The organism is Pseudophaeobacter arcticus DSM 23566 (assembly GCF_000473205.1).
Taxonomy (GTDB): domain Bacteria; phylum Pseudomonadota; class Alphaproteobacteria; order Rhodobacterales; family Rhodobacteraceae; genus Pseudophaeobacter; species Pseudophaeobacter arcticus.
The window spans coordinates 1097429-1109035 of the sequence record NZ_KI421507.1 but is presented as its reverse complement, the minus strand read 5'-3'; the positions used below and the strand labels follow the sequence as shown (position 1 = coordinate 1109035).

Below are 11607 nucleotides of genomic sequence, written 5' to 3'. Positions count from 1 at the left end.
AATGCAGATGCCGTCAAAGCAGGCCCAGTCTCAATTCCCTGACATGAGGCGCCTCTCATGTTGTAGCGCCTCAGAGTCTCGCGCCCTTACTCTGCGGGCTGGGTAACGGGACCCGTGCCGATGATCCGCTCAGGCAGAGCAAAGGCCAGGATAATAAAGACCGCGCCCAGCAAAAGCCCCAACACATCCCCCGGCAGGGCAGTCAGGCCGTCGAACTTGGCCCCGGGCACCGCGCCCAGGGTGACTTTGCCGCCAGCCACACTGTCCAGCATCCCGCTGGCCTTCCAGCTGGGGTAGGTCAGCATATAGGCGGCAGCGCCAAACAGGCCACCCGCGATAAAGAACAAGGCGTCCTTGCGTCCCGAAGCCGCCGCAACAACGCCGGTACCGGGGCAATAGCCCGCCAGCGCCCAGCCGACGCCCAGCATCAACCCGCCGATAAAGACCCCGATATAGGCCGCTTTGACCGACATATGGCCCACATCCACAAGGCCCAGCATCTGGCCACCAAACATCAGCACCGATCCGGTGCCGATGGCCAGCATGATCGTTTTTGCCAGGTTCAGATTGGTCAGGTTCAGCATCTTGCCAATGTAGTTTGGATTGGAGGCGCCAACCCGGTCAAGCACCGCACCAAAGGCGGCGCCAATCACCAGTGCAAGGATAATAGACGTCATGGATCAAGCCTCCTTTTTGAACAGCAACAGGGATACGGGGATTGCAGCCGCAAAGGCGCCAGCGGCAAAGATATACCCCGACAGCGCCGTCTGCATCATGCCCGACATCATATGACCAGAGGTACAGCCCCCCGCCAGACGCGCGCCATAAAGCACAATAAACCCGCCCAGAAAGGTCGCCGCATAGCGCAGCGCAGGCCCCTCCCCAAAGTTGGCCCGCCAGAGCGCAGGCACAGAAGCCTCCAACCCGTTCAGCCCTCCGCGCAGCCGCATCGAGACAAAACCGCCCAGCGCCATGGCCAGCACAAAGACAAAACTGTAGTTCAGCGGATTGGCGACGGATTTGGCGTATTTGCCATTGGATTTGGCCAGATAGGCATTGGTTGAGGTATAGCCCGCATCCGTTTGGGTGACCAGTTCAGCATTGACCGCATCGCCCAGGATCCCATCCAAAATCACAAACTGGGTCGAAACCCCAATCGGCTTGACCAGAAGCACTGCCAGGAAGAACACCAGCCCCAGCAAGAGCCCCCCTGCTTTCCAATTCATTGGCATTGTTCGCCCTCCATTACATTCTAAAACACTAATATAATGAGATCACCACAGTGGCGACTTGATCAAAATCAAATCACATTCAATTTACGGAATTTTATATTCGCTTGGCTTTTGCACCGGAGCCCCTACCATCACAGCACCCAGATTTGAGGTGCCTACCATGTTAAGACCAACCAGCCTGCTCTGCGCCTTGCTTCTTTCCGCCCTGCCCGCAGCGGCCCAATCCATTTCACAGCATTTTTCCAAAGCCAGCGGCAGCTGCTACCAACGCCTTTATTCTGCCAGCCATCTGGCCAGCCATCCGGTGCAAAAGGTGGAGGCCATTCAGCTGTCGCATTCCCCCTCGGACAGCTTTGGCACGCCGGGAAATGAGTTAACTCTGCGGCTGGCGGTGCGGCTGCGGGGGGCCTCCACCTGGCAGACACCTGTGCGCTGCACCCCGCGCGGCTCCAAACTTTCCTGCGGCATCGAATGTGATGGGGGTCGCTTTGATGTGGTGATCAAGAGCGCCTCCTCCATTCTCATTACCGGCGGGTCAGATCTGTTTTTTTCCGATTGCGATGCAAAGCCGCGCATTCTGGAACGGGCGCCCGATGACAAGGTTTTTATGCTGCACCGCCAGCCACAGGCAAACTGCCGCCCCTAGGGGCAGCTCCCCTAATCCCGTTGTCGCATCTGTGACAACAAACGGAGCTTTTCGCCGCTATCCTCCGGGCGGGAGATAACCTCGGCCAGATCCTCAAGCGAGGCAATGGAATGGCCTGCACGAAAGCTGTCCACATGGGGCAGCATGGCGCGAATGCCCTGCGCCTTGGCGGCAAAGCCATCCCAGCGCAGCAAGGGGTTGAGCCAGATCAGGCGGCGCGCCGACAGATGCAACCGCTGCATCTCATGCGCCAGCGCACCAGGATCATCCCGGTCCAGCCCATCGGTAATCAGCAGGACAACCGCCCCCTGCCCCATGACCCGGCGCGACCAGTCGCGGTTGAACGCATGCAGACAGGCGCCAATCCGGGTGCCGCCCTCCCAGTCCTGCGCCTCGGCCCCGGCGGCCGCCAGGGCGGCATCTACGTCGCGCGTCGCCATATGGCGGGTGATATTGGTCAGCCGGGTGCCAAAGGTGAAGCCATGCACACGGGCCCAGCCGGCGCCTTTGGCATTGGCCACCGCGTGCAGGAAATGCAGCACAATGCGGCTGTAGTGGCTCATCGAACCAGAGATATCGCAGATCACCACCAGATTGGGCCAGCGATGACGCCGCTTGGCGCGGGCAATGGACTGGATATCGCCCCCCCGGCGCGCGGCCTCGCGAAAGGTGCGACGCCAGTCCGGCCGATCCCCCTGTTTCGCCGCCATCAGGCGGCGCGACAGCATCGGCTGCACCGGCAGTTTGATCTGCGCCAAAACCTTTTTGGCGCGGGCCACCTCGTCGGTGCTCATCTGTTCAAAATCCAAAGACCGCAACCGCTCATCCGACGAAATGGTCAAAGTGGCATCGACCTCGATCTCGGTGCCCTCATCCTCGGCGCTTTCGGGGTGGTCTACCTGCTGGTTTGCCCCCTCCAGCAGGGCCTCGGCGGCGCGCTTTTCGCCCGGCTTGGCCGCATGGTCTTCCTGCACGCCCTTGATGGCCGGCAAAAGCGCCGCCATCATCCGTTCCAGAAACCGGGGGTCGCGCCAATAAAGCCGAAAGACCTGGGCAAAAACCACGCGGTGCTCGGGCTTGGAGACAAAGCAGGCATGCAGCGTCCAAAAGAAATCCTGCCGCGAGGTGAAGCCCGCAGCCGCAACCGCCTCAACCGCATCAACCACCCGGCCCGGCCCGATTGGCAGCCCCGCCTTGCGCAGGGCGCGGGCAAAATGGGTGATGTTCTGCGCCAGTTTGGGATCTTCGGGCAGGCTCAGCTCTGGCAGCTCGACCATTCAGACCTCATCCAGGCTGGCGCGGGCCTGATCCAGAATGCGCTTTGCTTCCGACCCCTGCAGTTGCGAGATATCATCCTGATATTTCAGGATCGCCCCCAGGGTATCGGCGATCACCTCGGGCGAGAGATCAATCACATCCAGCGCCAACAGGCAGTTGGCCCAGTCGATGGTTTCTGCCACCCCGGGTTTTTTGAACAGATCCTCGGTGCGCAAGGCCTGCACAAAGGCCACCACCTCGCGGCTCAGCTGATCCGAGGCTTCGGGCGCACGGGCCTTGAGGATCTCCACCTCGCGGTCAAAATCCGGATAGTCCACCCAATGATACAGGCACCGCCGCTTGAGCGCATCATGCACTTCACGGGTCCGATTGGAGGTGAGCACCACGATAGGCGGCTCTGGCGCCTTGATGGTGCCAAGCTCGGGAATGGTGACCTGGAAATCGGACAGCGCCTCAAGCAGGAAGGCCTCAAAGGGTTCATCGGTGCGGTCCAGCTCATCAATCAACAGAACCGGTGGGCCGTTTTCATCCGGGCGCATGGCCTCTAGCAGCGGCCGCTCCACCAGGAATTCATCGGAAAACAGCTCGGTCTGCAGGGTGGCACGGTCTGCCCCCCCTGCGGCCTCGGCGGTGCGGATGGCCACCATCTGGGCGGCAAAGTTCCATTCATAGACCGCCGAAGACGCATCCAGCCCTTCGTAGCATTGCAGCCGGATCAGCCGCCGCCCAAAGGCCGCGGCCAGCGCCTTGGCGATTTCGGTCTTCCCCACGCCGGCCTCGCCCTCCAGAAACAGGGGACGGCCCAGCTTCAGCGACAAGAACACAATTGTCGCCAGCGGGCGGCCACAGACATAGCCCTGTTCTGTCAACATCTGCTGGACGTGATCAATCGACTTTGCCTGTATCATGCCTGACCTTTCAAAACGCCGCGCACCGGATCCGGTGCGCCTATGAATGCAACAGGCCGCGCTTTGGCAGCAACAGGCCCCTCTTTGACAGCAACAGGCCATGTGGCAGGGTTTGGGTCAAGTCGGCGCCGTCCATTCTTCGCATTTGTCACGCCCAAAGATCTGATCCTGCCGCCACGTTTGCGCGCCACCCTGCCCCCCTGAACTACGTCTCAGAGGCAACACTCTGGCCCCTGCTGCGCAATGCCCGCGCACAATGATTGACCCCAGAGCGCGGCAATGCAAAACTGCCGCCAGCAACAGCAAGTGCCCGGCAAAGCGGCACAACAGAGGCAGACATTTTTTAGACCTACAATCCGGCGCATCTGGCCTATTTCGCCAGAGCTCGAGCACATGAGAGGGGATGCGATATGCGCATCACCGCAGTTACCTGCGTCAAAAACGAGGGCCCCTTCCTGCTGGAATGGATCGCCTTTAACCGCCTGATTGGCGTTACGGATTTCCTATTCTATTCAAACGACTGCACCGACGGCACAGCCGAGCTGCTGGAGGCTTTGGCGGCACGCGGCCTGCTGACCCATCTGCCCAATCCGGCGCAGGGGCGCAACTATCAGATGGAGGCGCTGAAAGATGCCGCCCATCAGCCGCTGGTACAAGAGGCCGACTGGATCTGGGTGGCGGATGTGGACGAGTTTCTCAACATCCATGTTGGCGACCATAGCATTCCGGCCCTGATTGAGGCCTGCAACGATCCCATGGCGATCTCGATCACCTTTCAGTTTTTTGCCAATGACGGTATTGAGGGCTTTGTCGACGCGCCGGTCATCGGCCAGTTCACCCGCTCGCACAATCCCGACATCTGGTGTTCCGAGACCGCAATCGAGGTAAAAACCCTGGTGCGCCAGGACTTCCCGTTGAAATATTACGGCGCCCATCGCCCGTTTTTCAAAAAGAACCTGCCGCCGCGCAGATATCCCCGCTGGAGCGATGGCGCCGGACGCGATGTGCCGCATAAGTTCCTGGTGGCCGATACCCCCCGCCGCATCCGCAAATTCCCGGCCAGGGGCAGCCGTGATCTGGCCACGCTGAACCACTACGCCCTGCGCTCGCTGGACAGCTATCTGGTCAAGAACGACCGGGGCGATGTCAACCGCGAGAACCGGGCCTTTGATGACAGCTATTGGCGGGAACGCAATGATCCCGCCTTTGAGGATCTGTCGATCCAGCGCTACCTGCCCGAACTGACTGCGGCCCTGGAGGCGCTGAAATCCGACCCCGAGATCGCCGCGCTGCACGCCACCTGCGTGGCCCGCCATCTGGACAAGCGCGACGCGCTGTTGGCGCAGCCCAGCTATCAGGACATGCGCGCACAGCTTTTGGCGACATCGACCCTGCCACCACAGGAAGAGGCCTTGCTGAAAGATCTGGGTCTTGAAGATCTGGGGCTCGCCCCCGGCGCAACAGAGTGAGCCGCCGCCTATGGAGCTGAAAGTCATCAACCTTGGCCTGCCAAAATCGGGCACCACCACCCTGAACAAGGCGCTCAGCCAGGCCGGCTATACCGTGGCCGACCATCGCCTGAAGGAGCGCGAAGAGGATCGCCCCGGCAAGCGCCGCGTCTTTGTCGGCTCGCTGCTCTACAAGGGGCTCTATGAGACCGGCGATCCCATGGCCTATATGAAAGACTATGATGCGGTCTCGGAGATCAGTTTTATTCACGGCAAGTTTTCGGTCTGGCCGCAGTTTGATTTTGCCCTGATCAAGACCCTGCAGGATCTCTATCCAGAGCTGCGCTTTATCGCCACCCGGCGTGACGCCGAAAGCCACTCAAAATCAATCATGGCCTGGAACAATCTGGGCACCACCCGGCTGCCCTCCAGCACGGTTCCCGGATTGCCCATCGGCTATGGCAAGACGGCGGATCAGCAGATGCTGTGGATTGATGGCCACTACGAGGCGTTGAAACACTGGTTCCGCGACGATCCCCGCTATCTGGAGATCAATGTGGCGGCCCCAGACGCACAGCAGAAAATCAGCGCCCATCTGGGGCGGGATTTGCCCTGGTGGGGCAAGGCCAATGTCAATCGGAAGGCTCAGAACGACTGATGCGGATCTCTCTTCATATTGGCCTTGAACATACCGGTGCAGACCGGTTGCAACAGATCATGGCGGACAAGCGCGACCAGCTGCGCAGCAAGGGGGTATTGTTCCCGCGCGCACCGGGCAGCAAAAACCACACCCGCCTGTTTATGGCCGTCACTGATCCCGATCACGTCGATCCCCTGCGCTACAACCGGGGCTTTATCACCGCAGAAAAGCAAAGCCGCCTGTATCAGACACTGGACCAAGAACTGCAGCGCGAGGTGGCACAGGCGCAGCCGGATATCCTGATCCTGTCAGCGGCGCAACTGGGCAGCAAACTGCATCGCCCCAGCGAGCTCAGGCGGCTAAAAGCGCTGCTGACGCCGCTGTCTGACGATATCCAGATTGTGGCCCATATCGACGCCCCGGAACGCGCTCTTGCCCGGCACTACGGCGCCCAGATCCTGGAGGGGCGCGACCGCCCGCTGACCCAGGAACTGGCGCTGACCCAAAGCAAAAACTGGTGGCAGTCCTGCTTGGCGACCTGTCCCCGGATCGACCCGCAGACCGGCCAGTTTGAAGAGACCCAAGGCGCGCCCTTCTGGCTCGATTATGCGGCGCTTCAGGCCCATTGGGAGGCAGAGTTCGGGGTCGGTTGCTTCAGCTTTCGCCCCTATGACGAGGCTGCCATCTATGGCCCCGAGGCCCCCAGTGAAATCTGCGCCGCCTTTGGCCTCCCCTCCCAGATTGGCCGCAGCCCGATTGGCAAGCTGCCGCAGCAGCCCTCAGCCGCCTGGCTGGCACGCAGCCGCCAGCTGAATGCCCTGTTGCTGCACCTTCTGGCCCAGCGCAACAAGATCCTGCCGCGCCAATTGTGGCGCAGTTTCCTGAATGAAATCGCCATTGATGGCGCGCCCATTGATCCCGCCACGCTGGCGCCGGTGTCGCGGTTCTTTGCTGCCGCCAATCAGGACCTGGCCGCGCGTCACCCGGCGCTAGAAGCTGCCAAATTTGGCAGGGCAGATGTGGCGCAGGACGCCCTGCCCGCCTGGCAGGAAGCAACACCAGAGCGCGGCTTTCGCGCCTCGCAATACCTGCTGACCTTCATGCGCCGGATCAACAAGGCCACAAAGGAAGAAATGCAGACCAAGGGCAGCGATCTGCAGGACCTCACCACAGCCAAAGCCCCCACTGGCGAACCCCCCACGGCCTCCGCAATGACCGTGATGACCCCGCGGGCCCTGGAAAACTTTGAAATGCTTCAGGGCTCGCCCTTCAAGCCGCATAACAATCTGGGCCAAAAGGGCGAAGACCTGCCGCAGCCGTCCTATAGCGAAATCCAGCCCCGCCAGTTGCCGACGGGCAGCACTGGCAATGTCATCGTTGGCTGCATGAAAAATGAAGCGCCCTATATTCTGGAATGGGTCGCTTATCACCGGGCCATGGGGGTGGATAACTTCCTGATCTACACCAATGGCTGCGAAGACGGCACCAGCGAGATGCTGGACCGGCTGCAGGAAATGGGCATCCTGCAGCATCGCAACAATGACGATTGGAATGGCAACTCGCCGCAGCAACATGCGCTCAACCAATCGCTGAAAGAGCCGGTGATCCTCAATGCCGACTGGATCATCCATATCGACGTGGATGAGTTCATGAACGTGCGCTGTGGCAATGGCACGCTGCAGGATTTGTTTGACCGGGTGCCCGATGCCAGCAATATCGCGATGACCTGGCGGCTGTTTGGCTCCAACGAGGTGGTCGCGCTGAAGGATGAATTTGTCACCGCACAGTTTGATGCCTGCGCCCCCAAACACTGCCCCAAGCCCCATACGGTCTGGGGCTTCAAGACCATGTTCAAAAACATTGGCGCCTATCAAAAGATCAGCTGCCACCGCCCCAACAAACTGGAAGAACAGCTGCGCAACAGGGTGAAATGGGTCAATGGCTCGGGTAAGGATATGACCAGCGAGGCCGCCGACAATGGCTGGCGCAATTCGCGCAAATCTATCGGCTATGACCTGATCCAGCTGAACCACTATGCCCTGCGCTCAGCCGAGAGCTTTCTGGTGAAACGCCAGCGGGGCCGCGCTTTGCATGTGGATCGCTCGATTGGGATCAACTACTGGATCCGCATGGACTGGAACGACCACCGCGATGTCACCATCCAGCGCAACCTGCCGCGCCTGCAGGCCGAATACGACCGCCTGATGCAGGACGACGCCCTGCGCACGTGGCACCAAAAGGGGCTGGACTGGCACCGGGCCAAGGCAGACGAGTTGCATGGCATGGACGAATTCGAAGAGCTTTACCAACAGGCCTTAACCCTTAAACTGACCGCAACCGAACGCGTCGCCTATGCGCTGGCGCTTGATGTGGAGAGCTGAGCAATGACTGAGACTGCCGAAGTTCAAAAGATGCTGAAATGTCGGGGCATGCGCTTTCCGCTGGACCGGACCATTCTGCCCCCCCGCATCCGTGCCCTGCTGCGCGAGGGCGCTTATGAGGCCAAAGAAGCCACCGCCGTCAGAAAGCTGGTGAAAGCCGATGATGTGGTGATGGAGCTGGGCGCCGGCATTGGCTTTATGTCAACGCTGGTGGCCACCAAGACCCCGGCCAAATCGGTGCACTCCTTTGAGGCCAACCCGCAATTGATGCCCTATATTGCGCAGGTCCATGCCGAGAACAACGTGACCAACGCCCATGTCACCAATGCGGTTCTGGGTGACAGCGACGGCACCGCCCCCTTCTACATCCGCAAGAACTTCCTCGCCTCCTCGTTGGATCCGATGGAGGACGCCGAGGACTGCACCCAGGTCGAGGTGCCGACCCGGGATGTCAACGCGGTGATCAAGGAACTGCAACCCACTGTGCTGATCTGCGACATCGAAGGCGCCGAGGCGGATCTGTTGCCCAAAATGGACCTCACCGGTCTGCGCGCCGTGGTGATCGAGACCCACCCGCAGTGGATCGGCAAAGAGGGTATGCAAAAGGTCTTTCGCTGCCTGGATGCAGCAGGTCTGGTGTTTTTCCCCCGCTGGTCCCATGGTAAGGTTGCTGTGTTTCGCTCTGATTGGTAGCCCATGCGCTTTTTGGCAATCCTCACGGTCCGTAATGAAGGGGCCTTCCTGTTGGAGTGGCTGGCCCATCACCGGGCCGTAGGGTTCACCGATTTTCTCGTCTTTTCAAACGACTGTCAGGATGGCACCGATGCCATTCTGGACCGGCTTGAGGACCTGGGTCAGCTCACCCATATTCGCAACGACGGCCCCTATGGCAAGGGCGGCATTCAGTTCACCGCGATGAAGCTGGCCGACAAACACCCGCTGGTAAAACAGGCCGACTGGATCCTGGCCCTGGACGTGGATGAATTTGTCAACATAAAGACCGGTGACGGCACCCTGACGGATCTGCTCAGCGCCCTGCCAAAGGCCGATGCGGTCACCCTGACCTGGCGGCTGTTTGGCAATTCCGACATCCTGCGTTTCGAAGACGCCCCAGTGACCGAGCTCTTTCGCCGCTGCGCCCCAGAGGTGATCCACTGGCCCTGGCGGGCCTCGATGTTCAAGACGCTCTATCGCAACAACGGCACCTATCGCAAAACCGGTGTCCACCGCCCTCGTGATGCCAAAGACCCAGAGCAGCTAGAGAATTTTCGCTGGTTTGACTGCACCGGCCACGAGCTGGGCGAGGCCTTTAAAACGCGACGGCTGTTTTCCAACTATGGCCGCAAGAACTATGACCTGGCGCAGCTCAACCACTATCCGCTGGGCGCGATGGAAAGCTATATTTTAAAGGCGGATCGCGGTCGCGCGGTGCATTCGGACCATATGCTGGGCACCGATTACTGGGTCGAGCGCAACTTCAACACCGCCAAAGATGCTTCGATTGACCGCTACGCCCCGGCACGTGGCGACACCGTCTCCACCCTATTGGAAGATAACAAACTGGCAAAGCTGCGCAGCAAATCAGTGGCTTGGCGACATGAGAAATTTCGCGAACTGATGCAGCTGGAACCCTATCGCGCCCTGTTTTCCCGGCTGCTGATGACACCACCGTCGCGCCCCATCAATGCAGTAACAGCCCAGACCTTGACAACCTTTGCCAACCTGGGCCGCGCCGCTCAAAAGGCGGCCTCCAAGGCGCCGCAACAGCCAGACACCGACCTATAACAGCAGCCGCGCCAGCGGTTGCCTCCGTCGCAGGCTCCTGACTTTACCCGCCTTTTGGTCCACTCTTGGGGCGAAGGGCCAGCAAAGCGACCAGAGTTTTTCCAATTTTAGCCGCATTCCTTGCCTAAATCTTAGCCATATCGACCGCTGTACCGGTCTGTGTAAGGGATGTTTGGCGATGCAAGAGAATCTTGAGATCTTGGACGAAGACCTGTCCGGGCTGAAACCTGCCCAATGGGAGGAGCGTCTTGCCGCCATCACCGAAGAGCTGGGCATGTTCCAGCCTCTGGGGCCAAAACACTGCGCCACCTTTCTGGACCAGGGCAATACGCTGCTGGTCACCTTTGAAACGGTGCAGGGCATTCACAACCTCTCCAAACTGGCGCAGCCGCTTGGCTTTGACATGGTCAAAAGCGAAGGCTGGTCGCATCTGGGCCTGCTCTCCAGCGGCGACACCTGGTTTCGCAATGAACGCGTCTATGGCTTCTTTGATCAGCTGATCGACGATGGCTTCTTTGATGAGTTTGACAATGTGATTTTTTATGGTGCCGGCCCCTGTGGCTATGCCGCCTCCGCCTTTTCGGTTGCCTCCCCTGGTGCGACAGTGGTGGCCATCCAGCCGCAGGCGACGCTGGACCCGCGGATGACCGAATGGGACGAGCGCTTTGTCGAAATGCGCCGGGTCTCTTTCACGGATCGCTATGGCTATGCGCCCGATATGCTGGATGCCGCCAAACAGGCCTATATCTTTTACGACCCCTACGAGCAGCTCGACGCCATGCATGCCGCACTGTTCAGTCGTAAAAACGTGTTGCGCCTGCGGGTCCCCAACCTGGGCGCCGCCGTGCAGACCCGCATGATCGAGATGAGGATTCTCAACACAATCCTGAAAAAAGCCGCCAGCGGCGATTTCAACGCTGCCGAATTCGCCCGGCTGTTTCGCGCCCGGCGCGACGATTCGTCTTACCTGCGGGCTCTGATGGCGCGCCTTGATCACCTGGACCGCCCGTTCCTGCAGGTTCTCTTGTGTCGCAACGTGCTGTCGCGGGTGCGCGCGCCGCGGTTCCGCCGTCGGTTGCAAAACCTGGAACAACGGGCAGCCGAGGGTGAATTCGAACTGCCGTCAACCCTTTAACACAGGACAGCTGCATCACGGGGGCTGCAACGACACTCCGCGCCCGGCCTCCCCCCCCATAGGTGCCGCCCTGTGGCGCTGCGAGGAAAGGCCAGGCACCCCGGAAAAATCGCTCTCTGGATGGCGGAGCACAGGCTCCGGCTTCTTTCCCTTT

Annotated in this window: 11 protein-coding genes; 7 read left to right on the top strand and 4 right to left on the bottom strand. The window is 60.3% G+C overall.

What is annotated here, in order from left to right; genetic code table 11:
- Nucleotides 1-86 precede the first annotated feature (86 nt).
- Both ARCT_RS0109200 and ARCT_RS0109195 read right to left on the bottom strand, forming a co-directional pair.
- Complete coding sequence (locus ARCT_RS0109200) at nt 87-677, bottom strand: DUF6691 family protein (RefSeq protein WP_027239808.1); 591 nt, start codon at nt 675-677, stop codon at nt 87-89.
- Between the two features lie 3 nt (nt 678-680).
- The gene (locus ARCT_RS0109195; RefSeq protein WP_027239807.1) at nt 681-1232 is read right to left on the bottom strand and encodes a YeeE/YedE thiosulfate transporter family protein; all 552 of its coding nucleotides are present in this window, start codon (nt 1230-1232) and stop codon (nt 681-683) included.
- 160 nt (nt 1233-1392) lie between these two features.
- Between ARCT_RS0109195 and ARCT_RS0109190 the strand changes: the two genes are divergently transcribed.
- Entirely contained in the window at nt 1393-1878 is a 486-nt protein-coding gene (locus ARCT_RS0109190; protein ID WP_027239806.1) for a hypothetical protein, read from the top strand.
- A gap of 11 nt (nt 1879-1889) precedes the next feature.
- Here ARCT_RS0109190 and ARCT_RS0109185 read toward each other — a convergent pair whose 3' ends face one another.
- Nucleotides 1890-3155 (bottom strand): vWA domain-containing protein, encoded by a 1266-nt coding sequence (locus ARCT_RS0109185; protein ID WP_027239805.1) that lies wholly within the window; start codon nt 3153-3155, stop codon nt 1890-1892.
- Nucleotides 3156-4064: an AAA family ATPase gene (locus tag ARCT_RS0109180; RefSeq protein WP_027239804.1), complete on the bottom strand. Its 909-nt coding sequence runs from the start codon at nt 4062-4064 to the stop codon at nt 3156-3158. It abuts the gene before it with no gap.
- 410 nt (nt 4065-4474) lie between these two features.
- Here ARCT_RS0109180 and ARCT_RS0109170 point away from each other — a divergent pair, with 410 nt between their 5' ends.
- The 6 genes from ARCT_RS0109170 to ARCT_RS0109145 all read left to right on the top strand — a co-directional run bounded on the left by ARCT_RS0109170 (nt 4475) and on the right by ARCT_RS0109145 (nt 11453).
- A complete protein-coding gene (locus ARCT_RS0109170; RefSeq protein WP_027239803.1) occupies nt 4475-5533 on the top strand; it encodes a glycosyltransferase family 2 protein in 1059 nt (352 codons plus the stop codon).
- Nucleotides 5534-5543: 10 nt separating this feature from the next.
- The gene (locus tag ARCT_RS0109165) at nt 5544-6170 is read left to right on the top strand and encodes a sulfotransferase (protein WP_027239802.1); all 627 of its coding nucleotides are present in this window, start codon (nt 5544-5546) and stop codon (nt 6168-6170) included.
- Nucleotides 6170-8533, top strand: coding sequence for a glycosyltransferase family 2 protein (locus ARCT_RS0109160; protein ID WP_027239801.1), 2364 nt, complete (start codon nt 6170-6172; stop codon nt 8531-8533). Before ARCT_RS0109165 ends, ARCT_RS0109160 begins: the two co-directional genes overlap by 1 nt.
- Nucleotides 8534-8536: 3 nt before the next feature.
- Nucleotides 8537-9226, top strand: coding sequence for an FkbM family methyltransferase (locus tag ARCT_RS0109155; RefSeq protein WP_027239800.1), 690 nt, complete (start codon nt 8537-8539; stop codon nt 9224-9226).
- A gap of 3 nt (nt 9227-9229) precedes the next feature.
- Entirely contained in the window at nt 9230-10318 is a 1089-nt protein-coding gene (locus tag ARCT_RS0109150; RefSeq protein WP_027239799.1) for a glycosyltransferase family 2 protein, read from the top strand.
- Between the two features lie 178 nt (nt 10319-10496).
- Nucleotides 10497-11453: a hypothetical protein gene (locus tag ARCT_RS0109145; RefSeq protein WP_027239798.1), complete on the top strand. Its 957-nt coding sequence runs from the start codon at nt 10497-10499 to the stop codon at nt 11451-11453.
- Nucleotides 11454-11607: the final 154 nt, after the last annotated feature.